20 protein-coding genes are annotated in these 26,587 nt (G+C 62.3%); 12 read left to right on the forward strand and 8 right to left on the reverse strand.

All coding sequences use genetic code 11. The features are described from left to right. Positions 1 to 12 precede the first annotated feature (12 nt). From ACZ46S_RS15025 to ACZ46S_RS15045, 5 genes are all read right to left on the reverse strand, one after another. A complete protein-coding gene (locus ACZ46S_RS15025; RefSeq protein WP_464062403.1) occupies positions 13 to 1,830 on the reverse strand; it encodes an NAD(P)-binding domain-containing protein in 1,818 nt (605 codons plus the stop codon). Between the two features lie 78 nt (positions 1,831 to 1,908). Further along, the gene (locus ACZ46S_RS15030) at positions 1,909 to 2,982 is read right to left on the reverse strand and encodes a 2,3-butanediol dehydrogenase (RefSeq protein ID WP_464062404.1); all 1,074 of its coding nucleotides are present in this window, start codon (positions 2,980 to 2,982) and stop codon (positions 1,909 to 1,911) included. Between the two features lie 122 nt (positions 2,983 to 3,104). Then, positions 3,105 to 4,967 carry a sigma-54-dependent Fis family transcriptional regulator gene (locus tag ACZ46S_RS15035; protein ID WP_464062405.1) on the reverse strand — a complete coding sequence of 621 codons (1,863 nt, stop codon included), beginning with the start codon at positions 4,965 to 4,967 and terminating at the stop codon, positions 3,105 to 3,107. A 111-nt stretch (positions 4,968 to 5,078) separates the two neighbouring features. Next, a complete protein-coding gene (locus tag ACZ46S_RS15040; protein WP_464062406.1) occupies positions 5,079 to 5,525 on the reverse strand; it encodes an OsmC family protein in 447 nt (148 codons plus the stop codon). Positions 5,526 to 5,534: 9 nt separating this feature from the next. Continuing rightward, positions 5,535 to 6,455: a pirin family protein gene (locus ACZ46S_RS15045; protein ID WP_464062407.1), complete on the reverse strand. Its 921-nt coding sequence runs from the start codon at positions 6,453 to 6,455 to the stop codon at positions 5,535 to 5,537. A 315-nt stretch (positions 6,456 to 6,770) separates the two neighbouring features. Here ACZ46S_RS15045 and ACZ46S_RS15050 point away from each other — a divergent pair, with 315 nt between their 5' ends. Continuing rightward, a complete protein-coding gene (locus tag ACZ46S_RS15050) occupies positions 6,771 to 7,988 on the forward strand; it encodes an FAD-binding domain-containing protein (protein ID WP_464062408.1) in 1,218 nt (405 codons plus the stop codon). Further along, on the forward strand, positions 7,989 to 8,336 hold the full coding sequence (locus tag ACZ46S_RS15055; protein ID WP_464062409.1) for a thiol-disulfide oxidoreductase DCC family protein: 348 nt from the start codon (positions 7,989 to 7,991) through the stop codon (positions 8,334 to 8,336). It abuts the gene before it with no gap. 42 nt (positions 8,337 to 8,378) lie between these two features. Here the strand turns inward: ACZ46S_RS15055 and ACZ46S_RS15060 are convergent, their stop codons facing one another. Then, entirely contained in the window at positions 8,379 to 9,260 is an 882-nt protein-coding gene (locus ACZ46S_RS15060; RefSeq protein ID WP_464062410.1) for a LysR family transcriptional regulator, read from the reverse strand. Between the two features lie 105 nt (positions 9,261 to 9,365). Between ACZ46S_RS15060 and ACZ46S_RS15065 the strand changes: the two genes are divergently transcribed. From ACZ46S_RS15065 to ACZ46S_RS15090, 6 genes are all read left to right on the forward strand, one after another. After that, complete coding sequence (locus ACZ46S_RS15065; RefSeq protein WP_464062411.1) at positions 9,366 to 10,955, forward strand: proton-conducting transporter transmembrane domain-containing protein; 1,590 nt, start codon at positions 9,366 to 9,368, stop codon at positions 10,953 to 10,955. Beyond that, entirely contained in the window at positions 10,945 to 13,368 is a 2,424-nt protein-coding gene (locus ACZ46S_RS15070; protein ID WP_464062412.1) for a YbcC family protein, read from the forward strand. Before ACZ46S_RS15065 ends, ACZ46S_RS15070 begins: the two co-directional genes overlap by 11 nt. 355 nt (positions 13,369 to 13,723) lie before the next feature. Further along, on the forward strand, positions 13,724 to 14,581 hold the full coding sequence (gene bla / locus ACZ46S_RS15075) for a class A beta-lactamase (RefSeq protein WP_464062413.1): 858 nt from the start codon (positions 13,724 to 13,726) through the stop codon (positions 14,579 to 14,581). A gap of 704 nt (positions 14,582 to 15,285) precedes the next feature. Then, a complete protein-coding gene (locus ACZ46S_RS15080; RefSeq protein WP_464062414.1) occupies positions 15,286 to 19,014 on the forward strand; it encodes a hypothetical protein in 3,729 nt (1,242 codons plus the stop codon). Between the two features lie 97 nt (positions 19,015 to 19,111). Then, entirely contained in the window at positions 19,112 to 19,345 is a 234-nt protein-coding gene (locus ACZ46S_RS15085; RefSeq protein WP_464062415.1) for a hypothetical protein, read from the forward strand. Between the two features lie 37 nt (positions 19,346 to 19,382). Continuing rightward, entirely contained in the window at positions 19,383 to 20,462 is a 1,080-nt protein-coding gene (locus ACZ46S_RS15090) for a hypothetical protein (RefSeq protein WP_464062416.1), read from the forward strand. A 309-nt stretch (positions 20,463 to 20,771) separates the two neighbouring features. Here ACZ46S_RS15090 and ACZ46S_RS15095 read toward each other — a convergent pair whose 3' ends face one another. Further along, positions 20,772 to 21,419: a hypothetical protein gene (locus tag ACZ46S_RS15095; RefSeq protein WP_464062417.1), complete on the reverse strand. Its 648-nt coding sequence runs from the start codon at positions 21,417 to 21,419 to the stop codon at positions 20,772 to 20,774. Positions 21,420 to 21,531: 112 nt separating this feature from the next. On the opposite strand from ACZ46S_RS15095, the gene ACZ46S_RS15100 reads away from it, so the two are divergent. Genes ACZ46S_RS15100 through ACZ46S_RS15115 form a run of 4 tightly spaced genes read left to right on the forward strand, consistent with a single transcriptional unit; the run spans position 21,532 to position 24,210 of the window. Next, positions 21,532 to 21,843 (forward strand): HigA family addiction module antitoxin, encoded by a 312-nt coding sequence (locus ACZ46S_RS15100; RefSeq protein ID WP_464062418.1) that lies wholly within the window; start codon positions 21,532 to 21,534, stop codon positions 21,841 to 21,843. Continuing rightward, entirely contained in the window at positions 21,843 to 22,277 is a 435-nt protein-coding gene (locus ACZ46S_RS15105; RefSeq protein WP_464064292.1) for a very short patch repair endonuclease, read from the forward strand. The genes ACZ46S_RS15100 and ACZ46S_RS15105 overlap by 1 nt, the downstream gene beginning before the upstream one ends. Beyond that, positions 22,274 to 23,431: a DNA cytosine methyltransferase gene (locus ACZ46S_RS15110; RefSeq protein WP_464062419.1), complete on the forward strand. Its 1,158-nt coding sequence runs from the start codon at positions 22,274 to 22,276 to the stop codon at positions 23,429 to 23,431. Before ACZ46S_RS15105 ends, ACZ46S_RS15110 begins: the two co-directional genes overlap by 4 nt. Continuing rightward, positions 23,428 to 24,210: a GIY-YIG nuclease family protein gene (locus ACZ46S_RS15115; RefSeq protein ID WP_464062420.1), complete on the forward strand. Its 783-nt coding sequence runs from the start codon at positions 23,428 to 23,430 to the stop codon at positions 24,208 to 24,210. Before ACZ46S_RS15110 ends, ACZ46S_RS15115 begins: the two co-directional genes overlap by 4 nt. A gap of 99 nt (positions 24,211 to 24,309) precedes the next feature. Here the strand turns inward: ACZ46S_RS15115 and ACZ46S_RS15120 are convergent, their stop codons facing one another. Then, positions 24,310 to 26,445 (reverse strand): Z1 domain-containing protein, encoded by a 2,136-nt coding sequence (locus ACZ46S_RS15120; protein WP_464062421.1) that lies wholly within the window; start codon positions 26,443 to 26,445, stop codon positions 24,310 to 24,312. Positions 26,446 to 26,587: the final 142 nt, after the last annotated feature.

Consider the following 26,587-nt stretch of genomic DNA (forward strand, 5'->3'; position numbering starts at 1 on the left):
GCCCGGGCCGGGCTATTTCAGGTGATGCACAGTCTGAAGCCCGTAAACCGGCGTCGGCAGCCCCTCCATCCGCGCCTTCAATTGCAGCGCCAGATAGAGTGAATAATGCCGCGATTGGTGCAGATTGCCGCCATGGAACCAGAGATTTTCCTGCTGCGTCGGCTTCCACATATTGCGCTGCTCGCCCTCCCAGGGGCCGGGATCCTTCGGCGTGTCGGAGCCCAGGCCCCAGACCTTGCCGACCTTGTCCGCCACCTCCTGGCTGATCAGATCCGCCGCCCAGCCATTCATCGAGCCATAGCCGGTGGCATAGACGATGAGATCCGCCGGCAGCGTGGTGCCATCGGCAAACTTTACCCCGGTTTCGGTGATCTCCTTGATCTCGACATTGGATTTCAGCTTGATCTCACCATTCGCCACCAGCTCGCAGGCGCCGACATCGATGTAATAGCCTGAGCCGCGCCGCAGATATTTCATGAACAGGCCGGAGCCGTCGGCGCCGAAATCCAGCATGAAGCCGGCCTTCTCCAGCGCCGCATAGAAATCCGCATCGCGTTTCTTGATCGCGTCGTAAATCGGGATTTGGAATTCATGCATGATCCGGTAGGGCAGGGAGGCGAAGATCATATCCGCCTTGCGGGTGGTGATGCCGTTGGCCACGGCGCGCTCGGAATAAAGATCCCCCAGCCCGATCTCCATCAGCGAGTCGGAGCGCACGATATGGGTGGAGGAGCGCTGTACCATCGTCACATCCGCGCCAACCTCCCAGAGTGCCGCACAGATATCATGCGCGGAATTATTCGCCCCGATGACGACGACCTTCTTGCCCGCATACGCGTCCGGCCCCGGATGCTGCGAGGAATGCTGCTGCTCGCCCTTGAATTTCTCCATGCCCTTGAAGGCTGGGATATTCGGCTTGCCGGACATGCCGGTGGCCAACACCAATTGCGTCGGCCGCAGCTCGATCTCCTTGCCGTCGCGTTCAACGGTTACATGCCATGTCTTGCTCGCCTCGTCATATTCGGCGTGCTTGGCGAGGGTGCGGCTCCAATAATTCACCTCCATCACCTTGGTGTAGAATTCCAGCCAGTCGCCGATCTTGTCCTTCGGCGCGAACACAGGCCAGTTCTTCGGAAAATCGATATAGGGGAGATGGTCGTACCAGACCGGATCATGCAGGCAGAGGGATTTATAGCGCTTGCGCCATTGATCGCCCGGCTTGTCGTGCTTGTCGATGACGATATGCGGCACGCCGAGCTGGCGTAATCTTGCCCCCAACGCAATGCCGCCCTGGCCGCCGCCGATGATCAGCACATAAGGCTGCGTCTCATAGCCCAGAGTCTCAGCTTCATGCTGGCGTTTTTCGCTCCAGCTCAGCCGGTGCTTGGAAATGCCGTGCTCGGCCCCGAGCGGCCGGCGTGGGCCTGAATTTTCCTCGAACCCTTTCAATTCGGTGAGGGTGGTCAGCAGCGTCCAGGCCTCGTTGTTCTTCAGCCGCAAATGCCCCTGGCCCCGGCCAATCCCGGTCTCGAAAGACAGCCACGCTTCCACCACGCCGCCGCTCTCGCTTGGGTCTTCCTCGATGCTGAATCGCACCGCTCCCAGATGCGGCAGCGTCGCCTCCAGCATGTCGCGAACGCCATCGGGGTTTTCAACGGTTTTCAGATTCCAGGTGAAGGCGATGAGGTCGCGCCAGAAGCTGGTGGCGGCGAACAGCTTTGCCGCCGTCCGCGCGTCGCCGGCCGCGAGTGCGCCATTGAAGCTGGTGAGCCAGGCTTCAACAATGGCGCGTGGCGTGGCGGCTTTTGTTTCTTTGCTGATTTTGTTCATGTCCGTTTTCCCTTTTGCTAGGAAAGCATTGGGGTGTTTTTGAAAAAACATCCCACACCCCCAAAAGCTTTTTTGATTTCAGGCCTGCAGGTCGATCAGAATTTTCAAATGTTTGCCGCTTGGGTCGAGCAAGGCGTCGAAGCCGTCTTTCACCGCATCTTCCAGCTTGATCCGTGCTGTCACCACTTTCGAAGCCGGCAGCGCGCCGCTGGCGATCAGGCTGATCACCCTGGGCCAGTAATGCGTCGGATAAGCCCAGGCGCCGCGCAGATCGACATCCTTGAACGTCACCTGAAACCAATCCAGCGGATTTTCATGCGGATGCAGGCCGGTCTGCACCACCACGCCCTGCTTGCGCACCGCATCCAGGCAGGCTTTCAGCGCATGCTCATTGCCGACACATTCCAGCGCCACATCGCAGCCAACGCCGCCCTCGGTCTGTGCGCGCACCATTTCCCCGACATTTTCGCGCTTCGAATTGATCGTGATTAAATCAGGCACGATCGATTTGGCATAGGCCAGTCTGGCGTCGTTGAGGTCGGAGACGAAAAGCGGTCCGGCGCCGGCGGCGCGGGCGGCCAGCACGGTGAGCAGCCCGATCGGCCCGGCCCCGGTGACCAGCACCGAGGCGCCGGCGCGCACCCCGCCGCGGTCGCAGGAATAAACCGCAACGGCGCTCGGCTCCACCAGAGCCGCCTCCTCATCGCTGAGGCTGTCAGGGATTTTCACAACATTATAGTCATTCAGCAGCGCCGCCTCGGCCATGCCGCCCCAGGCCCAGCTCAGCCCGGCCAGCGCCAGCTCCGGGCTCAAATGAAACAGCCCGCGATCAGCGAAATAATCGCCCGCGCGCGGCATGATCAGCGGCTGGATAGACACGCGGTCGCCAGGCTGCACATGGCTCACCCCGGCGCCGATGGCCTCCACCACCCCGCCAAATTCATGGCCGAGAATCTGCGGCCCATGCGCCTTGGTGAAAGGGTGCGGGCTGGTGGGGATGAAGATCGGCCCATAAGCATATTCATGCAGATCGGTGCCGCAGATGCCGACGAAGCGGTTGCGCACCAGGATCTGCCCTGGCGGCGGGGCGGATGGTGCGGCGATCTCCTCAATGCGCAAATCGCGCGCGGCGTGGAAACGTAAGGCTCGCAACTTGGTCCTCCTGGTTTTTGTTGGCAGGAGATCAAACGCAAGCCGCGTGCCAAAGCTAAGCTCTTGATAAGTAGTTAAAATCGTCGCTCAGACGCGCCACAGTGTGGCGGTCTCTGTGGCGCTCAGCTGTGGCGGCGCAGCCCGGCCTTGCGCAAGCGCCGATGCGCGGTGGTGCGGTCAATCCGCAGCCGCCGCGCCAGCGCCGAGACATTGCCGCCACACTCGGCCAGGGCGGCCCGCAGCTGCGCGGCCTCATCCGGCATGGCCAGGGCCACGGGCAGATCCTCTGGGGTGATCTCCTTGCCCTCGCACAGGGCGCAGGCGGTGGCCAGGCAATGGTCCAGCTCGCGCAGATTGCCCGGCCAGGAATGCGCCCGCAAAGCCGCCAGCGCGCTGGGGTCCAGACGCAGCCTGTCCTGGTTGTGCCGGGCCAGCAGGCGCGCCACCAGCCAGTCGAAATCCTCCCGCGCGCGCAAGGGCGGCAAAGTGAGGCTGGCGGCGTGCAGCCGGTAATAGAGATCCTCCCGGAACAGCCCCTGCACCACCAGCCCTGCGAGGTCGCGGTGCGAGGCGCAGAGCACGCGCAATTTCACCCGCCGGGCCGCGCCGCCGCCCAGCGGCTGAATTTCCTGCTCGGCCAGCACCCGCAGCAGCCTGGTCTGCAAGGCGAGCGGCATGTCGCCGATCTCATCCAGAAACAAAGTCCCGCCATCCGCCGCCTCCACCAGCCCCTTGCGGCCTTTTGGCGCCGCGCCGGTGAAGGCGCCCGGCGCGTGGCCGAACAATTCCGCCTCGATCAGGCTCTCCGGCAAGGCCGCGCAGTTCAGCGCCACGAAATCGCCGCGCCGCGCGCTGGCGTCATGGATGGCGCGGGCCAGAACCTCCTTGCCGGTGCCGGTTTCGCCCTGGATGCATAACGGCAAATCAGTGCGGGCCAGCCGCGCCGCCTTGGCCAGCAGCGCATCCATCACCGCGCCGGGGGCGGCCAAAGCGCGCAGCGGCGCCGGGATGCCGCCAATTGCCGCCAGGGCGGCGCGGGGTTTTGGGCGCGGCGGCGGCTCGATGGCGTGCGCGAACAGAATCTGCCCGTCGCGGGTGCGCAAGCCGCGCTCCTGCGCGGGGCGGCCGCGCATCAGCCCGGGCAGCCCGTTTACATCCAGCTCCAGAAACCGCTCCAGCCTCTGCCCCAGCAGCACCTCCGGGCGGCGCCAATCCTGCCCGGCGGCGCGGGCCAGCAGCCTGGCGCCCTGGTTGGTCATGCCGGTGATCCGCCCCGCCGCATCGATGGCGATGGCCCCTTCCGGGTCCACATCCAGGAAATCCGGCGCGGCGGCGAAGCGCAGCACCCATTGCCGGCTGGTCTGCGCCATCAGGTTGGCAAGCTCGATCCGCCGCGCCGTGGCGCTGACCAGATGCCGCGCCAGCACCTGGCTCAGCTTCTCGTCCGGCGAGGTGAGCAGGGAGATATCCAGCACCGCGCAGAGCCGGCCATCCAGATCATAGATCGGCGCGGCGGTGCAGGAGAGCGGGGTGTGGGTCATGTCGAAATGGTCGGTCTGATGGATGGTCAGCGCCTCGCCGGTGGCGATGCAGGCCCCCACCGCGCAGGTGCCCGCCCGCGCCTCCGCCCAGTCCGCGCCCAGATACAGCCCGGCCTTGCGCAGCTCCCGCGCCTGACGCGGATCGCCGAAATATTCCACCGCGATGCCCTCGCGGTCGGTCAGCAGCAGCACGTAATTCTGGCCGGAAATATGCCCGTAGAGCCGCTCCAGCCCGACCCTGGCGATGCCGATCAGCGCCTGCGCCTGTTCGCGATGCTCATTCAGCCGCGCCTCGGGCAGGATCACCGCCTCGCAGCGCGCCGCCGGGTCGAGATGATGCTCATCCAGGCAACGCCGCCAGGATTGGATGACATAGGAGTCCCGCCCCGACGCCCCGCCCTGCCAGGCGGTTTCGATTTCGCGCACATGCGCCTGCGTGCTCATCGCGTTTCCCCTCGCCACCAAGTCTTTGCGGGCGGCCGTTTTGCTTTGGGGAAAATCTGGCCTCAGGCGGCGGGGAATGCAAGCGCGGCGTGGGGCGCCGCGCTGTTCGGGCTACTGCCCCAGCTTGGCGCCGTCCGGCCCCAGAACCTGCACATTCACCTCGATCCCGGCGCGCACGCTCTCGGTGACGGTGCAGAAATCCTCGAAGCTCGCCAGCGCGCGGTTCAGATGCGGCACCGCGGCCGGGTCGCCATTCAGGGTGATGGCGACATCGATGCGGGTGACACGCAGCCGCTTCGCGGCGTTGCGGCCGATCTCACAGGTGACGCTGGCGGAGAACTCGCCCGGGTCCTCATGATATTTCCGGCAGGCGAAGGTGAGGCTGGCGCAGAGGCAGTTGGCGATGGAGGCGGCCAGCAGATGCTGCGGCGAGGGCCCCATATCCTCTCCCACCGGCGCCGGCTCATCGGCGATCATGGTGGCATATTGCGGCCCGAATTCCACCAGGAACTGGAAATCCTGCTGGCGGGTGACGGTAACGGTAACGGTCTCGCTCATTCGGCCTCCTTATGACCCAACCGGCTTGCTTCCCGGCAGCGGGATGAAATCTTGGTCGTCACCCGGGACTAACCCGAAACGGCGCTGGACCCAATCCTGTTTCGCCTGCTCGATACGCTCTTTCGAGCTGGAGACGAAATTCCACCAGATATGGCGCGGCCCATCCAGCGGTTCACCGCCCAGCAGCATCAGCCGGCTATCGGCCAAGGCGCGGATGGTGATGGCATCGCCGGGACGGAATACCAGAAGCTGACCCTCGCCGAAGCGCTCCCCGGCGATTTCGATTTCGCCGGCGATGATCTGCACCGAGCGTTCCTCATGCTCATCCGGCAAGGGCAGGGCGCTGCCGATGCCAAGGCTCACATCCACATAGAGCGTGTCGGAAAAGACTTTCACCGGCGCGGTCTGGCCATAGGCGCGCCCGGCGATGATCCGCGCGACGATGCCGCCATCTTCAAGCTGCGGCAGGCTGGCGCCTTCATAATGGAAGAAGCCGGGGGCGGCTTCCTCATCCGCCTTCGGCAGTGCCACCCAGCTCTGAATGCCCAGAATCGGCTGCACGCCGCGCCTGGCATCTTCCGGTGAGCGCTCGGAATGGGCGATGCCGCGCCCGGCCGTCATCCAGTTCACCGCACCGGGGCGGATCTCCTGGGCGCTGCCCAGCGTGTCGCGGTGCAGGATGCGCCCCTGCATCAGATAGGTGACGGTGGCCAGGCCGATATGCGGGTGCGGGCGCACATCCAGCCCATGCCCGGCCTCGAACCGCGCCGGGCCGATATGGTCCAGAAACACGAACGGCCCGACCATGCGCTGGCTGGCATGGGGCAGTGCCCGGCGCACGCGCAGCCCGCCGATATCATGGCTGACCGGGGTGATCACCAGAGCGGCGGCGCCTTCGGGCTGATCGGATGGGTGGTGCAGCCAGGACATGGTGCCTCCGTTACAAGGTTACACCCTGCATAGCCGCAGGGCCGGGGCAGGGCAAACAAAGGCGCGAAGACGGGCCGGTGAGATGTTCACCGGCCGCGCAACCCCCGATCCCGGAGACTGTTTTACGCCTGCGGTTGATCCGGCGGCGCTCCGGTTGCGTAAGCTGGCTGGTATCAGGAAAGCAGCTTGTGCAGAAACGGGCGTCATTTACCGCAGCCGCGCTGGGTCTGGCCCTAGCCTGTCCAGCCGGCGGATATTCCGGCGGATGCGTGCGCCTGCCGGGTCACGTCCGGCCTGCCCAGGGCGGCACGGCGCATGAAAACCGATGAACCCGCGATGACCGCCATATTCACCCCGCCGCCCACGCGCGAGGCTGGGCTGGCCCGGTTGGCGGCGTTTATCCCCCGGGCGGGCCGCGCCTATGCGGCGGGGCGCAACACCGATCCGCGTCCGGGCGCGCCCAGTGCCGTCTCGGGCCTTTCACCTTACCTGCGCCACAGGCTGGTGAGTGAGACTGAGGTGATCTCAGCCGTCATCGCCCGGCACGGCGCCGATGGCGCGGAAAAATTCATCCAGGAGGTTTTCTGGCGCCTCTATTGGAAAGGCTGGCTGGAGCTGCGCCCGTCGCTATGGACCAGCTACAAGCAGCGTCTGGCGGCGCTGCGGGAGGATGCGGCGCTGAGCCTCCGGGCCATGCAGGCGGCGCGGGGTGAGACGGGAATCGGCTGTTTTGACGCCTGGGCGCGAGAACTGGTGCAGACCGGCACGCTGCATAACCATACCCGCATGTGGTTTGCCAGCATCTGGTGCTTCACGCTCAAACTTCCGTGGCTTCTGGGGGCGGATTTTTTCTTCCAGCACCTGCTGGATGCCGATGCCGCCTCCAACCTCCTCTCTTGGCGTTGGGTGGCCGGGTGCCAGACGCCCAATAAGCCCTATATCGCCCGTGCGGCGAATATCGAGCAGTACAGCAACGGGCGCTTCGCGCCTTACGGGGCGCTGAACGAGACCCCAGAGCCTGTCGCCGAACCCAACCCGCCCGCCATGCAAAGCCTCCCTGCAACCGGCGCGCCGCCCCGGGGCCCGGTGGCGCTGCTGCTGCATGAGGATGATCTGGGCGCCGGGGGGCTGGCGCTTGCCGGGATGAATATCGTGGCGCTGGGCGGCCTTGCTCCGGCGGCGGTGCGCGCATGCAGCCCGGTGAGCGAACGGACCGCGGGCTGGACGCGTGCGGCCCTCGACGCCAGCCTGACCAGCGCCAGCCCGGCTTATGGCCTGGCCGCGCCGATACTCGCGCCGGGCGCGGTCGCCAGCTGGGCGCGGGATGCGGGCGCGGTAGCGGTCATCACACCCTATGCGCCGGTGGGTTGGGCGGCGGAGGCGCTGCGCGCGGCCGAAACGAAGCTGCATGACGCGGGCCTTCATCTTCACCGTCTGCGCCGGGCGTTTGATACGCGCTGCTGGCCGCTCGCCCGGCGCGGCTTTTTCGACTTCAAGGCGCATATTCCGGCCTTGCTGAGGGAGTTGCCATAGATGCCGAAACCAATCGTGTATTACGATGGCGGCTGCCCGGTCTGCCGGCGCGAGATCGGCTTTTACCAAACCCGCCCGGGCGCTGAGCATATCGCCTGGCAGGATATTTCCCAGGCTCCCGAGCGCGTGGCGGCGGATCTCACCCGCGGCCAGGCGCTGGCGCGTCTGCACGCGCGGCGGGGCGATGGCACGCTGGTCAGCGGCGCCGCCGCCTTCGCGCTGATCTGGGAGCAATTGCCAGGCTTCAGGCCCGCGGCCCGGCTGTTGCGGCTGGCGCCGGTTTTGGCGTTGGCCGAGTGCCTCTATAATGGTTTCCTGCGCCTGCGGCGCCTGTGGCGGCGCGCATGATGTGTGCGTCCGCGCCGTGATCGGCGCAGGTGCGGCGCGGTGTCAACCTTTGCCGGCGGGCAGGAGCTCGTTCAGGAGCCGGTTGGGAAAACGCCGCTTCTGCACGATGGCATGGAATGTCTCGGTGACGTCCTCGATCCGGCAATGCTCGACGAGAACTCCGGCCTTCAGCTCATCGCGGACAACGATCGGCGGCACCAGGGTCACGCCCTCGCGCTCGCGCGCCAGCAATCGCAGCATCGCCATGTCATCGACCTCGGCGAGGATGATCGGCCTGATCCCCGCCAGCTCAAGCACGCGGTCGAAGGCGACGCGTATGTCGCTATCGAGGCTCGGCAAGAGAATGGGTTCCGAGCGCAGATCGTCCGGAAACTTGAATTTGTGCCGGGCTGGGCGCGGACGGCCCACCAGGCTGACAGGCTGCTCGTTGAGCAGATGATTGCGCAATGAGGACCGTGCGTCACGCGGCGCGGCGCTGTTGGCCAGGACCACATCGAGGGCGTGGGCCTCCAGCTGAGCGAGCAGATCGCGGATATTGCCCGAGCGAACGACCAGCTCGACATCCGCCCGGCCAACCAGGGGGCGAAGGAACTCAAGTTGGAAATTTCGCGACAAGGTGGTCAGCGCGCCGACGCGCAGCACCTGGCGGGTGGCAAGGGGCTGCCCGCGCAAGGTGCTCATGAGCTCCTCGCCCGCCTTGAACACCGTGTCCGCATAGTCGAGCGCGATCCGCCCGGCTTCGGTCAGCACCAGCTTCCGGCCGGCGCGCTCGAAGAGCGGATGCCCGATCTGGTGCTCAAGCTTCTGAATTTGCACTGAAAGTGCCGATTGCGACAGATTCATCATCGCGGCCGCCCGGGTCAGGCCGCCCGCATGAACCACCGCCCAGAAATAGCGCAGATGATTATAGTTCAGGTCCCTCATATCGTTCTATTAAAGCGAACGAATTTGTACAAACAATGAATTTTTTTCGGAATACCTGATCAGCTACCACCCCCCGAACAATCTTTGCGTTTGAAGGGGATTTTCGTGCTGCCATTCCTCGCGCCGCTGCTGGCGCCGGTTCCGCTGCTCCTCGCCGGGGCAACCGGTTTTTTCGATCATGGGCCACGGCCCAAATTCGCCCCCCTATTGGCCGAAGCCGCCTCGCTTCTCGCCTTGCTCGCGGCGGTGGGGGCGGCCGCTTACTTCATTCTTCGCGGCGCCGGCGATGGTCCTATCATCGGGATTGACGGCGTCGGCCTGTCTGTCCGGCTCGATGCCGTCAGCGTCGTCATGCTGCTTCTGGTAACGTTCGTCGGCTGGATCGTCGTGCGGTACGCGCGGACCTATCTGGATGGGGAAGCCCGGCAAGGCCTCTTCACCGCCTGGCTGTGCCTGACGCTGGCCGCCGTGGCGCTGCTGGTTACCGCCGGCAATCTGTTCCAGCTGGTCATCGCCTGGATCGCCACGAGCCTTTTCCTGCACAGGCTGTTGCTGTTCTATCCGCAACGGGTCGCGGCCCGCCGCGCGGCGCGCAAGAAATTCATCACCGCGCGGCTTGGCGATGCAGCGCTTCTTGGCGCCGCGCTCTTGCTGGCCGCCGCTTATAAAAGTTTTCAAATCGGAACAATCATGGCGGCCGCGCGGTCGGGCGCGGGCGGCGAGCTGGCGGCCGGCGCCGCGGCGCTCATTGCCGCCGCCGCGATGCTCAAATCGGCACAGTTTCCCGCCCATGGCTGGCTTACCGAAGTCATGGAGGCGCCTACCCCGGTATCGGCCCTGCTGCATGCGGGGGTGATCAATGCCGGCGGCTTTCTTCTGATCCGCTCCGCCGATGTCATGTTGCTGGCGCCGGGCGTCCTCGCGGTGCTTGTCATGGTTGGCGGCTTCACCGCGCTCTTTGGCAGTCTGGTGATGTTGACCCAGCCCGCGGTTAAAACCTCGCTTGCCTGGTCCACCGTGGCGCAGATGGGCTTCATGATCCTGGAATGCGGGCTGGCGCTTTTCCCGCTGGCGCTGCTGCACATCGTCGCCCACTCACTCTACAAGGCGCATTCCTTTCTGGCATCGGGCGGCGCGGTGGAGCGGGTGGCGGCCATAGCCAGGCCGGGTCCGGTTGCCGTGCCGAAGGCCGGGGCCGTCGCCCGCGCCTTCCTCCTGGCCCTCATGATCTATGGTCTTTTTGGTGCCAGCTTCGGCTTTGCCCACAAATCGCCGCAAGCCATTGTGCTCGGCGTTATCCTGATCTTCGGCGTCGCCTACATGCTCGCGCAAGGCTTCGCCGATGCCGCGCCCAAGGCCCTGACCCGGCGCACAGCCCTCTACGCGGTGGCAACCTCAGTGGCCTATTTCGCCCTGCAATGGGCCGCGGTTTCGGTCACGGCCGGCCTCTTGCCCGCGCCCCCGGCGCCGGATCCACTCGAATGGACGCTGCTCCTCCTCGCCGCCGCGAGCTTCGGCCTGGTTGCCATCGCGCAGGCCTTGTTTCCGCTCTGGGCTTTCCACCCCGCGGCCGCCGGGCTGCGCGTGCATTTATCCAACGGGCTCTACGCCAACGCCATCTTCGACCGGCTGATCAACGCCTGGTCCATCCCCAACTCATCCTGTCCCGCCGGGAGCAACGCCCATGATCAATGAAATCTCCTCCGCCTGGCCCGCCCCGCAAGCCTTGGAGGCGGCGATGGACCGCGCCGCCCGCGCCATACCGCCGGCCTGGCCCCTGGCCTCAAGTGTCGCGGTCAATCCGTTTCTCGGGCAAGCCGGCGAGCCTCTCGCCGTGGCCGGGGCGCGGCTCGCGCGGATCGCGGGGGCGCGCGTGACTATGCCCCGGCGCTGGTACGCGGAGAAAATCGCGGCGGGGGTGATCGGCGATGCCGACCTCGCGGCGGCGCTCGCGAATGCTGCCGGACCAAAGCCGGCCGATGTGGCGGCATTGAAGGCGGCGGCGGAGGTTGAAATGCCGCCGCCCAGCCCGCTGCCTTCGATCGCGGATCTCGCGGCCTGTCTATCCGGCATCGATTGGCCGGGTATCATCGCCGATCGCTTCGGTGCCTGGGCCGGCGGATATTTCGACGAAGGGCAGGCGCTTTGGGCCGCACCGAAAGGAAAAAGCGCCTATGCCGCCTGGCGGGCGGCCGCCACCCACGACATCACGCCGGAAATCCTCGGCCTGCCCGGCTTTGCCTGTCACGTGGCGGAAGCGCCGGAGACAGGTTTGGCGGTGGCCGCACGGGCGGTGGCCCGGTTGAACCTGCCGGCGGACGCCGCCGAAACATATTTCCACCAGATGCTCATGACTTTGGGCGGCTGGGCGCAATATGCCCGCTACAAGCTGTGGCAGGCTGAGCTTGCCGGCGGCGCGGATGAGACGATCACCGATTTCCTGGCCATCCGGCTGATTTGGGAGGAGGCGCTCTTTCTGCGCTATGAAGCCGGGATCGCGGATGCCTGGGCAAGCGTGCGCGCGGGGCATGCCGCCCCGGTTGCGGCAACCCCCGATGGCACCGTCGATGCCATCCTGCAGGAGGCTGCCGAGCGGGCCGCGCAAAGCCAGCTCGGGCGCAGGCTCGCGGAACCGTCACACGGGGCGGCGCTTGCCAGCCCCGTGCTCCAGGCCGCGTTTTGCATCGATGTGCGCTCAGAAATCTTCCGCCGGGCGCTGGAAGGTCTCGATCCCCGGATCCAGACCATGGGCTTCGCTGGGTTTTTCGGTCTGGGCACCGCGCATCGGCGGTTTGCCTCGGATGTCGAGGAGCGGCGGCTGCCGGTCCTGCTTGCCCCCGCGCTGCGCTCCTGCGCCGGCGCCCCCGAAATCCACGCGAAGGATCAGTCCGCGCGGTTCAAGGCGCGCGCAAAGCGCGCCTGGGGGCGGTTCAAGCTCGCCGCCGTCTCCTCCTTCGCCTTCGTCGAGGCCACGGGTCCGGTCTACGCGGGCAAGCTCCTGAGCGATGCGCTGGGCCTGCATGCGCTCCCGCCGCCGGACGAGCCGCCGCCCCGGCTCGATCCCGCTTTGGATGCGGTGGCCAAGATCAACATTGCGCAGGCGTTGCTTCGCGCCATGTCCCTCACCGGCGGTTTCGCGCCGCTCGTGCTGCTGGTTGGGCATGGCGCCAATGTCGTCAATAATCCGCATGCCAGTGCGCTGCATTGCGGCGCCTGCGGTGGCTATTCCGGCGAGGTCAACGCGCGGCTGCTCGCAGCGCTTCTGAACGATGCGCAGGTCAGGGACGGGCTGGCGGCGAACGGCATCGAGATCCCCGCCGGCACGCTCTTCGTGGCGGCGCTGCACCTCACCACCACGGACGATGTGACGCTCTATGAGGAGGATCATCCTGCTGCCGCCCACAAGGCCGGCCTTGAACAGGCCAAGGCTTGGCTCGCCGCGGCAGGCGAGCGCGCCCGCACCGAGCGCGCCTTGCGCCTGCCGCGTGCCGCGGGCGCGGCGGCCATTCACAGGCGCAGCCGCGACTGGTCGGAAACCCGGCCCGAATGGGCGCTTGCCGGCTGTCAGGCGTTCATCGCCGCGCCGCGCCGGCGCACCGCCGGCAAAAGCCTGGAAGGACGCGCCTTCCTGCATGATTACGATTGGACGCAGGATAAGGGCTTTGGGGGTCTCGAATTGATCATGACCGCGCCGATCGTCGTCGCCAGCTGGATCAGCCTGCAATATTACGGATCCACCGTGGCGCCCGGCTTGTTCGGAAGCGGCAACAAGCTGCTGCACAACGTCATCGGCGGGATTGGGGTGGCCGAGGGCAATGGCGGCGGCTTGCGCGCCGGCCTGCCCTGGCAGTCCGTTCACGACGGCGCGGGCTACGCGCACGATCCGTTGCGCCTATCCGTCTGCATCGAGGCGCCGCGCGAAGCCATGTCGGAGATCCTTGGCCGCCATGCGGCGGTGCGCGCCTTGTTCGATCATGGTTGGATGCATCTCTTCGCCCTTGATGAGACCGGGCAAATGGCCTGGCGTTATGCCGGCGATCTGCATTGGACGGCCATGGCAGGCCGCCACTTTGTTCAGCCCTCCGCCCGCCTGGAGCCGGCGGTCTGAGCGGCGATCGGCCGGCGCAATATATGTTTGGCTCGACGCGGTCGCGTCAGGATAAACATATGAAATTGCTGGCGAAAGCGAAAATGAGAGCAGCAAGCAAGAAGCTTGATGCTCTCATCCCGGTGGCGGGTTTTGGTGGGGAGATGAAGCAATGACGCTGCGCCTTACACCATTGAGAAGCTTCGAGAGGAAGAGGGCGCGTGTTCGCGTAGGTTCCGGCGGTGTGCTCGGCTCACACGGAGGTCAAAATTTTCGTGAGTACCTTGAACATGTTGGTCTCAAGAGGATGAGCAGCGCTGAGCGCACAAGATAATTATGTTGACACGGGGGCGGCCAAGCTGCTCCTCGTCCCGGCATGAACATGCCGCGCCGCGTTCTTCTTGCCGTTCTGCCCGCGTTCTGCGCCTCCTCCGCCTGGGCGGATGAGGCAACCAGCCTCCTGGCGGAGAGCGAACGCCGGACCGGCGGGCGCATCGGCGTCTACGCCCGCAACCTCGCCACCGGGCGGACATTGTCCTGGCGGGCGGAGGAGCGCTTCGTGATGTGCAGCACCTTCAAGATGTCGCTGGTGGCCTGCGTGCTGTCGCGGGTGGACAAGGGCGAGGAGCAGCTCGGCCGCTTCGTCCATTACGGTGCGGCGCAGATCTCCAACTACGCGCCGGTGGCGCGGCTTCATCTCACCGATGGCGGCATGACGGTTGAGGCCATGTGCCAGGCCGCCATCGAGGTCAGCGACAACACCTGCGCGGACCTGCTCCTGATGAGCGTGGGCGGCCCGGCCGCGCTCACCCGCTTCTGGAGAGACGAGGGTGACGAGGTGACGCGCCTCGACCACACCGAGCCACGCCTGAATTTTTCGCCGCCGGGCGACCCGAGGGACACGACCACGCCCGCCGCCATGGCGGGCGATCTGCAACGCTTCCTGCTCGGCGATACGCTCTCCCCGACCTCGCGCGCCAGGCTCACGGGCTGGATGCTGAACTGCCAGACCGGCGGGGCGCTGCTGCGCGCCGGCCTGCCCAAGGGCTGGAAGGTGGCGGACAAGACGGGCAATAACGGGAAGGACGCGCTGGGCGACATCGCGGTGGCGTGGCCAGCCCCGGACAGGCCGATCGTCATCTGCGCCTACACCCAGGGCGGACAGCCGAAGCCGGAAATCCTGCCGCCCATCCTCGCGGGCGTGGGGCGGATGGTCGGGGCGGAATTGGCCTGACGCTCCGGAGCCCGTGCCGCGTACGCCGCAGCTTCCCACCGGGCGAACTGCGGCGTTCCGCGACCAATGAGGGGATAGTGGTGGGAAGCCCCGAAACGCCAGCGGGCCGGTGGATGACCACCGGCCCGCTTTCGCTTTTATTTCAAGGAATTACTTGGCGCGCTCGAAGAGATTCGAACTCCTGACCCTCAGATTCGTAGTAGGTTCGAAACGAAATTCTGAGGCCCCTTGCTCGCCTCTGCGGGCCTCACTTCGCCCCGCTTGGCCATGCCGGTGATCGCGTTGGATGCGGGCTGCACCCACTGCTGACCCCGAACCGCCGCTCTTCACCGCCCCACGCCCGAGGGGATTGAGGGGGGAGGTTGGTGGGAACCACAGTGCGTTGCACCGGTGCTGGCATTTCGGCTACGTCAGACATGGCACCGGGCCAAGTGTTCACTGCCATCTCAGCATGGAGGACTGCCTGTACGCGATGGTGCGCTCCAGATTGGTCAGCTACTCGGAGGCCGAGACAAGTAACAGAGGGAACGAAATTCAACCTCCGGTGGGCTGCCCGCTCTTCTCATCAGTGATGGAGGAATGAATGATCAACGGTCGTGACGAGTTCGCCTGTAACTTCAACGAAAATTGGGGGAGTGGTGACAGATAGGTTTTCTAGGTCGCCTTATAATTGGCGCGACCTCTCAACCGAGGAGGGAGGCTTCATGCAGATGGCCGCGATGCGCGCGGCGACAGAAGCGATGTCAATTGGTGCCGCCGAGAGGAGGCTTGTGAATCTCGTTTCGAGGTTGAACAAGTTTCGCCGCGAGGCTGTGCTCCGTGTAATTGGGGGGCTACTCACTGATGCGTCGCTTCATGCGAACACTTGCAGGCTTGAGACATTAGCCCATCTCGCGGCGCTTCGGTGTCGAGGTCACGTTCGTCCCACTGGGGCACAGATACGTGAATGGCTTAATGAAATTCTCGGCCAAGATCCCATCGCTCGTCTGGAAGATCCTCCCGAGGACGTGTTCATAGGAAATGTGATCAGTAGCGCGGGCAATTCGCGCCTGTTCGAGGGCATCTGGGAGGCGAATGCCAGCCACACTCAGGCTTGCATGTACGCCGTTACTCGTTGCGCCCAAGCTGGTGAAGAGTGGGCGCGCCACTGTATACGTCAGGCCGGTGCCCTGCTCTGCTTGAGCGACTCTATCGCAACCCGGGCAGGTCTAGCACGCTACGCGGCTGGGGAAGGAGTGCGGCTTGGCCGAATTCAGATGTCGAGTGCGAAGCTTGATGGTCTTGCCAACCGTGTTCGCTTCACCAACATGGACCTCAAAGAGCTCGGGATTGAGCGCTTTGATCTCCGTCCCTTCGACTTCAGCCAAGTCGACCCAAAAATCGTCGGATTCGAAACGATAGGCTGGACGACTCTTGAGCGCAGGCCCTTGCTATTCGATGAAGATGGCATCACCGTGGTATTGCCTACCGCAATTGGCTCCGCCATCCGGCGTCATGCCATCGAGATGGCGCTCGACCATGGTGTTGCCGAACGGTTCGAGGGCTATCTGACGGACTGGCAATTCGAGAGGTCTACCCGATATGGACTGAGGGGCCTCGGTATGAAACCGCTTGGGATTGCTGAGCGCAATTCTACGACGGGGATTAGTCAGTTGATCTGCGGTTTCGATGAAGGTGCTTATGCGCACGTGGTATTCCTTCAGGACCACCTCGTCAGCATCGCAGCAGATGGCTTCAAGTCGATCCACAGTGTCACCGCGCAGACGGCAGAGGTAGTCGGGCAGGTCTCGCGGAAGTTGTCCGCTAAGCCAGACTACCGTGTTGGTCTGACCATCCTTGTTTTTGGCGGATTGGGGCGTGGTATTCAGGCAGGTGCGAACGACCTGCCGTCCAACTGGCACCTGCTCGGCATCGGTTATGAAGACCTAGAACTTTTAGGCTGGGACCATGATGCTTCGGCCCTGCGCATCCATCGCCTTCTCCGTCATGTCGCTGCACTGTCTGATGCCGGCACGGTTTTCGTCAATCCGAATGGCTTCATGAACCTTTACGGTTACGTCAAGGCGCAAGAACATGAACTGCTCCCAGCCATGGTTACCCCTGGTAAGGCGGTCATACAACTGGCGACGGATTATCTAATGCCGCTAAGGACAAAGCTCCGACGGGTCCTAGACAAGCATGCAGACCCGGCGGCCAGTCGATCCCAGTTTCTTGAGGTGCAGCGCGAATCAACAGCAGCCTTTTTCAAAGATGTGATCCAGAAACCATTGTATACTAGCATTGCCGATGTTGCTGCAGGGAGGTGGGTCTCCTGCGTTGAAACGGCAAATCGGACTTGGTGGATAAGCCTAGAGGAGCCGGTGTCACAGCCGCCAGGTTCAGTGGCGTTTCGTGTCTGGGATTTGGCAAGAAATTGGCTGTGCGCTGTGGCAACTCAGATCGAGTGCGAACTCCAAAATATACCGAAGCCGTCACTTGGCATCGAACTGCGCTTTCCTGATGTCGACACATTTGGTCAAAGTATCCCAGATTCTAGGGAGCTGATTGCACCGCCTTCGGTTACCATCCATGGCGATGCAATTCGGATCGCGTGTCGACGCGAATACCTCCTGTCATTCATGCGACCGGAGAATGTTGGTGACCGATGGATGATAGAGGCGATTACCCGAGGCGCTGCCATGATCGCTGGTGTTGACCCGGATCAGCTTGCAAAAAAGGTGGTTGACCATGTCGTACCGGGCACGCGTGCGCGCTATCTGCATATATTCGCCGGCCGCTCGGCCGGAGATGAGGTACTTATCGGGGCTAATATTTCGTCTCCTAAGACCATAGAGCCCGATGTACGTGCTTGGCTTGAACTGGGTGTTGCCCAGCGCGCAGGTCATCCCAAGGGAATGTCCGGCCGCCTTGAGGGTGAAGCAGCTCGCAAACTCCTGCAGCGTGCGGTGGACGCCCTCTGGACGATAGCAAGGGATAGGCTGGCATCACTTGACCGGGAGAGCGTGGTCTATACCTGTATCTCCAATCACGATGCAATAGACCGCGAACGCGCTACCTGGCGCCACACGGCTTCGGCACTCCTGCACTTGCACGACCGCCACGATGTGTTTCGTTCAGCGATCGAACGAGAGAGCGTGCGTGCTGAAGCTGGCCTCTGCTCGCGAGTGGTTGCCGAGATGTCGGTTTGTACCTCACCGGTATCCGGTGGTCGTACGTGCTCAAGAGATGATTTTGATTACCTCGTAGCATGCGTATCGATCCTGGTCGCGCTCGCGGCCCGTAGTGATGAGATCTACTACGGGCTGGCGAACGCGATCGAGGTAATGCCGAACGGTACCTTGCGCTTCAATGATGATTTCCAAAAATCGGTGCACCATCCCTTTCTATCAACACAGTCGCGGGACCAGTTCGAGGCTGCCGGAGATAGCTATGAAGACCTATACGAGCGCCCTGAACCGCTCGACGACGAGCTGTATTCGGAGAGCGCCGATCCCGAGTTTGATGCGGCGTTCCGCGCCGAGTACGGCGTGATCCCGCTACGTATGGCCGACTTCGTACGCGTTGTCGCCACCGAGGTGCTTAATCGTGGCGGTTCCATACTTCGCACGACTTACGCCGAACTTAAAGCGATTGCTGAGGCACTGCCCGGCGTTACCCACGAGGACGCCGAGCGGCTGATCGGCGCGCTCAGCCTCCGGCCAAGGTTGCGCTGGGATGAGCAGAATCCGGCCGGTGCAGAGGCCAAGGATTGGTATCCTTGGCGCTACTCGCGGCGACTGAGTCTTATGGCGCGACCAATTGTGCAGTTGACCTCCGAGGGGGATGCCATCTGCCTGGTGTCGGCCGTAATGGCGGAGCATACCCTCTACTATCTTTTACGTGCTCATAGCGCGCGGATCCCGGGCAATTTCTTCCGGACAGACGAAATGAAGCGGTGGATTGGTGCCGCCATTGACCGTATTGGACACGCCTTCAACCATCAAGTCTGCGCCCGTCTTGTGGAGATTGGCCTCCAGGCGGAACCCGAGTGCGATATGACGCGCTTGGGCGGTGTAGCAGCTGACGGTGATGTCGACGTGCTTGCATGGGACCAGGCGAACGGCACCATTTATGTGATTGAGTGCAAGCGGCTCTTGCTGGACAAGACGCCGGGCGAGATTGCGGAACGGCTCGTTGAGTTCGCGCCACACCACGTTGAGCCTGATGGACGGCGTGGGCCAACACGGCGGCATCTCGATCGGTTTAAAGTCCTTCAGGCCAATCTCGCGAGGGTCGGTGAGGTAACCAATATCCCGGTAGACCGACTCTTGCTCAAGTCATGCTTAGTGACCGCAGAGCTAGTCCCAATGGCATTTCAGGAAAATTCGTTTTCCCACTTTGATGTCATATCCACTTACGACGACCTTGAGGGTAAGTTTAGAAAAGCGCACTAACGATGGCCTGCTTTCTGGTCCCTCGTCGCTGTGAGTGGCTTGTGCTGTCCCCTGCCGGCGAACCTGCTCACCCGCATCTGCGCCAACCTGTTCATTGGTGCAATTAGCCGACGCGAAGGCGCGCGGTGACGATCCTTTGCACCTGCGTCCATACTTGGAAGACACAAGGCGGAAGATCGAGACTTTCGAAGATATCTTCACCGCGCGCACGGACCCAAGCGAAGAAGATATCGAAGCGTTTCGCGTTGAAGGAGGCATTGGCGTCCTGCTGGTGATGGACGGCCGGTGGGCTGGTTTCACACTCCTTGACAAGAATCAGCCACTCACGTGAAACTACGTAAGGTGGTATTGCGCAGAGGACTCACCCTTTGAGTATGATGGATGCTTTTGGCTTGAGTGGAGAGGAAGATTTGGCGCTTTTCAGTGAAGCCCATGCTATGCTGAATAGCCCACGTCTTGAACTAGCTGACGACATCCTAAGAGATATCTCGGATAAATTGGTCAAACGTATTAACTCTGCCCTGGTGTCGGAATGGAGAGAAATATTCTCCGATACCGGACAGATGGTGCTAATTCAAGAAATGAATCGCGCGCCCCTAAGCGAAAGAAGCCGGAGTGAGATGCTCCAGATTTTTAGTCGTGCTCCTTTTCTGAAAAACTTGACGATATGGTGCTTGCTGTTTGCGGCCGTTGATGCAAGCGCAACCTTCCAGTTGGATGCCTGTCCTGCTCCACAATCAGAACATGCTTTGTCTTGGCAACTGATCCGCGGATTGGCAGCGGGATGTCAAGCTTGGTCAAAGGTGGCAGCTTCGCCTTTGGCCCGAGCCGGAGCGCGACTTGAATTGTCCTCGATTGACCTCTCAATAGGCGGAAGTGAACAGCGGAACGGTGGCGATTTTGCTTTGATCATTGAGTTAGATGCGGCTGGCGTGCAGCCTGGTCACAGCCAAACCTACTCGCCCCGCACTGTTCCGTTTGTGTTTCAGGCAAAACGATACACGCGTCCGTTTGCAGATGTATCCCAGCACCATGCTGAACGCGGATACCAATATGACGCGTTAGCAAGAAATAGGTGCGCCTCAGCTTACATCTTGTATGAAAACGCAAAGAATTCTCTGATTGATCATCCTCTGCCAGCACTGATTAAACCGGTTGAAAAAGTTTCTACACCAACAAGAACCAACGCAATCGAAGACACGCTTGATCTACCTAGTTATCTTCTGCAAACCATCCACAGTAGTTCAACATTGGTAGCCAAAGATGCCAATGATGCGTTGAAGATAATCGATAGTGTAATCAACATCGACAGATTGGCATTTCTTGCGGTGATCAGCGGTGCTGACGATATGCAACTCCGCTACAAGAGGGCTCTTTCTCTGCGCCAAGGCAAACCTTCACCTACCACAAAACCGACAGATACGGGCCCAAGTCCAGGCGGTTTATAACTTTCCATAATTACGGATTCTGGCTTTCTAGGTGGAGCAAGCGGTCTACTGTTTCTCGGTTACAGTCTCTTCGAATTAGCCCAGGTCGATGTGCTTGATTTCGGTGGCCCGTGCCACCCGCACCTTGACATTGAACAGGACGCGTCACCTGCGTGGGCTCTGCCCCGTCAATGAGCACCAGCCTCAGCGTGCCGGATTGGTTCGCCACCGCTCGCGCCTGCCGGGAGAAGGAAGATGTAGTAGAATACGCCCTTCTGCGCCCCCTTACCAAGAAGTACTGATGGCCTGTACCCAGCATTTTTTGATAGCCTAGGGGAACACCCTTGTCTCTGAAGGCAGCTTTCCGATGTACCAGTCTTTAGACGGCAAGTCGCTGGACGTCAGTTCTGTGATCAGCTTAGCGCTTCTGCCGTCGGCCAGTTCGCATTTGGCGGTGGCATGAGTTCGGATAAATGGCTCTACGCCAAGACATTTGACGATGGCAGGCTGTCCGCGCCGCTGCAAACGGCCCTCCTTGTCCAGGATGGACAATTCCACCGCCCGGGGTAGGGTCGTTGGCACGAGACTGCCCTCTTGTTCTTCGTGGAGCACGAAATCATCCGAACCCGGCGCACGCACGGCGAAGCCCAGGACCGGCAGGAAATCCCAGGCCATGTCCGTTACCGTGTGCCGGTTGGCTTCCCAGCCAATGACCATGTGGGCGGCGACGGGCAGCTCTGGGGTCCCCAGCAGTTGCATCTGCACGACCTCGGCGATCATGGTGGCGGCGGGCGCGGCGCCGTCCTTGAGGTTCTCCTCGGCGGCGGAAATTTCCGCCGCGCGTTCGGCGTCGATCTCGGTGAGCTTCCATGAACGGCGCAAGGTGCCGATCTGGTGGCGGGTGCCGGCGATGACCAGTGAGGCCGGCCGACGGTCTAGGATGTAGAGTTGAACGCCCATATGGCTCTTGTACTCCATCGTGATGAGGATTTCATGATGCGGCGGCGCCGATCTGGCGTATGATATGCTGGATGGAAAGCGTCGCTTTCCACTTGACGTGAAGTCGAGGGCGGATGCTAGGAGGTTTGGCATGAACGCGGCGGTGCATCCAGGTCAATTTTTGCGTGTCGAGGTTGTGGACCGCCACGACCTCACGGTCGGCGAGGCCGCCGACGTGCTCGGCGTGACGCGCCAAGCCCTCTCCGCGGTGCTGAACGGCCGCGCCTCCCTGACGCCGGACATGGCGCTGCGCTTCGAGAAGGCGTTCGGCACCCCGCTGGACCGCCTGCTGATGATGCAGACCCAGCACGACATCGCCCTCACGCGCTCCCGCGCGGCCAATCTCCGCGTTTCGGCCTTCCGGCCGAAGCAGCCCCCGCCGCCGCAGCCGAACCTGCTATGATGGCGGCCCAAAAAACATCTCCGGACACGCTGACGCCCGCCGAGCGAAGCGCGCGGATGACGCTGGTGCGCAACAAGGACACCAAGCCGGAGCTGCTTGTCCGGCGCCTCGTTCACGGCATCGGCTACAGGTACCGCCTGCACGCCGCCGACTTGCCCGGCCACCCCGATCTGGTCTTCCGCCCGCGCCGCAAGGTCATCTTCGTGCACGGCTGCTTCTGGCACCGGCACGACGACCCGGATTGCAAGCTCGCCCGGCTTCCGCGCTCGCGCGCGGAGTTCTGGCTGCCCAAGCTGGAGGGCAACCGCGCCAGGGACCTGCGGGTTGCGGGGAAGCTTGAGGGCATGGGTTGGAAGGTGCTCACCATCTGGGAGTGCCAGACGAAATCAAAAGCCTCCTTGGAGGCGAGAATCAGGGAGTTTCTGGAGGCATGAGATCGGTCGAGCTTTTCGCCGGGGCCGGTGGCCTTGGAATGGGCCTGCACGAGGCGGGCTTCCATCCGGAGCGCGTCATCGAATGGGACAACGACGCCTGCGACACCCTGCGCGAGAACCAAGCCCGCGGTCAGGGCTTGGTGCGCGATTGGCCGCTGGTCGAGGGGGACGTGCGCGATGTGCTCTTCACGGAGCTTGAGGGCAAGGTCGATCTGGTCTCGGGCGGCCCGCCCTGCCAGCCCTTCTCCCTGGGCGGGAAGCACAAGGCGCATGGTGACTTGCGCGACATGTTCCCCGAGGCGATCCGCGCCGTGCGCGAGGCGCGCCCCAAGGCCTTCGTGTTCGAGAACGTGAAGGGGCTGACGCGCGCGGCCTTCCGGAATTATTTCGAGTACATCCGCCTGCAGTTGGAGCACCCCGAGCTGAAGGCGAAGCGGGATGAGGATTGGGCGGATCACCTCGCCCGCCTGGAAAAGCACCACACGCGCGGGCGCAGGAGCGGCCTGCACTATCAGGTGGTGACGCGCGTCTTGAACGCCGCCAACCACGGCGTGCCGCAGAAGCGCGAGCGTGTCGTCTTCGTCGGTTTCAGGGATGATCTCCATGTCTCGTGGAGCTTTCCGGACCAGACGCATTCCCTGGAGGCGCTGCTCTGGGATCAGATGCACGGCGATTATTGGGACAGGCACCAGGTGGCGCGCCGGGAGAGGGTTTTGTCCGATCGCCTGACGCCGCGCGCCAAGGCCATCAAGGAGAAGCCCGCCACCGCCGCTTGGCGCACGGTGCGCGACGCGATCGCCGATCTTCCCGATCCGGAGAACCGGAAGGCGGCGGGCAAGGTGCCGAATCACAATTTCCAGGCCGGCGCGCGGTCCTACGCTGGTCACACCGGCAGCCCATACGACGAGCCGGCCAAGACCTTGAAGGCCGGGGTGCACGGCGTGCCCGGCGGCGAGAACATGCTGGCGCGGTCGGACGGCACGGTGCGCTACTTCACCGTGCGCGAGAGCGCGCGGCTCCAGACCTTCCCGGACGATTTCGTCTTCCACGGCTCTTGGACCGAGAGCATGCGCCAGATCGGCAACGCCGTGCCAGTGCTGATGGCGAAGGTGATCGGCGAGAATGTCGCCAGCCTGCTGAGGGCGCGCGCGTGAGCCCGTTCGAGGAAGCCGAGCCCGTGGCGCCAGGATACAAGGATTTCGAGTTCGATCTGCCGGGCGCCTTGCTGGACCATCTTGTGCGGGCGCTGGATGGCATGGGTGCCGCGCCGCTCAGCGCGGAAAGCCTCCGGGCGGTGCCCGAGGTCCAAGGCGTCTACCAACTCTTCCTCGATGGTGAGCTGGTCTACATCGGCAAGACAGACGCGGAATCAGGGCTGCATCAGCGCCTGGCCAGGCACTCCCGCAAGATTCATCACCGCAAGGGGCTTGATCCGGCGCGGGTGACATTCAAGGCGATCCGCATCTTCGTCTTCACGGCCATGGACCTGGAGACCCAGCTCATCAAGCATTATGGCGGCGTGAAGGGCACCAAGTGGAACGGAAGCGGGTTCGGCGCGAATGACCCTGGGCGGAACCGCGATTACTCCAAGCCCGGCGAATTCGACCAGGAGTTCCCGATCGACATCGATTGCGAGCTGGGCGAGGACTTCTCCGGCCAACACACGGCGGCGGCGGTCGCCGCGAAGTTGAAGGCCATTCTGCCATACACTTTCCGTTTCGAGACCCAGGCGCGGTCGCGGACGGCTCACGCGGACCTGTTGGACACGAAGGTCACCATCTCACGGGGGGCGATGACGGCGCGGAGGCTGATCGAGGAATTGGTGCGCCAGCTTCCACCTGGTTGGCAGGCGACGGCCTTGTCCGCGCTATTGATTTTGTACAAGGAGCAGGAAGGCAAATACCCGCAAGCCTCCATCTTGGCTCGATCTTAAGTTTCTCTTGTGGTTCGAAGCATCGGCGGAATGCCTCCTTGCTTTTCTGCTATGTTAAGTGAGCGGTGCATCCACCGCTCACTATTAGATCGTTGGAACTTACGCAGCCACCTTAGTCGCGAACACGCAGGGGGTTGCCTGAGGCGGGCTAGCCAGCATTGGCCACCAGAAAGGACCAGCCTTCCAGCCTAGATCAGAACCACCAACCTGCTTGAGCAGAATCAGTGCAGGGGCAGACCGTGTCGGCTGGCGTACCAAGGCACGTAGGTCCGCCGTTCCGAGAATTGACAATCCAGATCGGTCACCCGACGCAGAGCGATCAAGGCGCCGATTCTCTTCCGCAAGTATCCAGACTTTCCCGTTGGATCGATCGGCATAATAGCGCAGAAGACCACGCATTGCTTCCCATTCGAACCCCGCTCCATCGATGAGAGCGAGCGTGGGTTCGATTCCGTCCAAAATTTCCATAGCTTGCGTGACGTCGATCTCTGCAAATTTCTTTGTCCCGACGCATTCTTTTGGGACGAGCTTGTCTATTGAGGACATTGCCTTCACAAGTTTTCCACTGGCGATTGTATCGAAGCCAGTTGGGAGAAGTATGTCACTCGGTCGGACAGCTACTACGTCACTCAAGGAAATCTTGCTTGGCGCACAAGGCACGATGCCACGCCGTGCATCACCTTGGATAAACACAACGCCTTGCTCATGGGCGCCACTCTCGAATGCTTCGCGTAGGGCCGTTTCAAGAAAATGAATTTGAGCCAACCGGTTATATACTCCGCGCGAGGTGTAAAAACGCGTAACCGCAAGATCAGCACGGGGACGCGCTCCGTACATTCGTGAATGTTGCAGCACGGTGTCCGCCTGCATGCGCTTCGGGTTGCGGCCATAATAGAATGAGATCAAATTTGGGACGGTGATACCACGATCAAGGATACTGCCCCCGATGAACAGATTGGCTTTGGTACGGAGGCGAAGTTCAGCGGTTTCCTGGTCGAGCAACGGCTCTAGCTGCACGTCTGAATTCACCCTTTGGACATTGAGCTCGCCGTCTTCAATCAGTTGGCACACGTCCGAGTACGCTTCTTCTATCTGAGAAAGATGGCCTCCGTCAGCGATGATCGATTTCTTGAGATCGGCGTAGGCTACATCAAAGAGGGTACGCAAGCGGCTATCTTTTTCCTCAACGGCCCGCTCGAACAGGCGAGCGAATCGTCCCACAATTTCCCATTGCCATTCGTGTGCTGAACGTTGTGTGTCATTGTGAATGATCATCGCATATTTCTGGCGAGGCTGTTCAAGCTCTACCTGCTGGCGACGGCGGATGGCAACCGCTAGCAAAAAGGTGATTAATGCTTGGCGGAGCACTTTCACGTTCTCGCTTGTCCAAAGTCGGTCTTCACGAATAGATCGACCGTCCTCGGAGCGAAGGGCATCATGCTCATGCTCGTTAACTTCGACGAAGAGATAATAGCGTGGATCGTCGACGCCGTGCCCGCCAAAATACGCTTCACCACCTACGTATGCGTCATGAATTGGGAGCAATACGGTAAAGGCGGGGCGTTTTGGATAAAAAACCTCACTTGCATGGCTTGCTTGCTCATAATTCTCTGGTTGGAGGTATAGAGCATAGGGAGTAGCGGTAACCTGCAAGAAGGCAATGCCGGGCAGCATTTTACGGAGCTGATCCATTTGCTTGGCAATAGCCCCCTGATCGAAGTCGTCTTCCCCTTTCTTTTTTGCGAAGCGCACGCTTGCCATGTCCGCCTCATCATCAACAAGGAGTACCCGCTTCTGCTGAAACTGTGGGTATTTTTCTTCGAAGAAAGCTAGGATTCGATTGAGATTGTGAACCTGCTTCTTGGCGACGATGATAATCTTACGTCGCAGCTCAGACTTAGTTAGCGGATCTGGCGCGGACATGATGTCAAAGACAACGATCTCATCGTTATCTATAAATTTTTTGAAATCACGGCCTATACGCTTGACTGTCTGACTAGCGAGCGTTTTTGTACCTTTGGTGAGTACGATGGCAACATCGAAATCTCGGTCGAATGCTCGTGCGATCACGCCAAGGAAAGCTCTGGTTTTTCCAGACTGAATTTTCCCGAGTAGCATGCCAGGCTTAGTAGGGTCGACGGCGCTTTCCAGTTGGTCGACGACATTCTCCACACAAATCTGGAGAGCTTCGTCGTCTTTTCGTTGATCGCGTAGCCGAGCATAAAATCCAGTCACATGCTTCTCCTGCCGCTAGCCTAGGTAACGGTTTCTGAATTAAAACAATTTTCGTTTCTTGTGAATACAATAGGACAGTCGAGGCCTCGGGCAGCGCTGCTGGCCGTGCTGGACGAGATCAAGCGCCGCGCGGCGGCGTAGG

It is taken from the genome of Acidocella aluminiidurans, assembly GCF_055383125.1.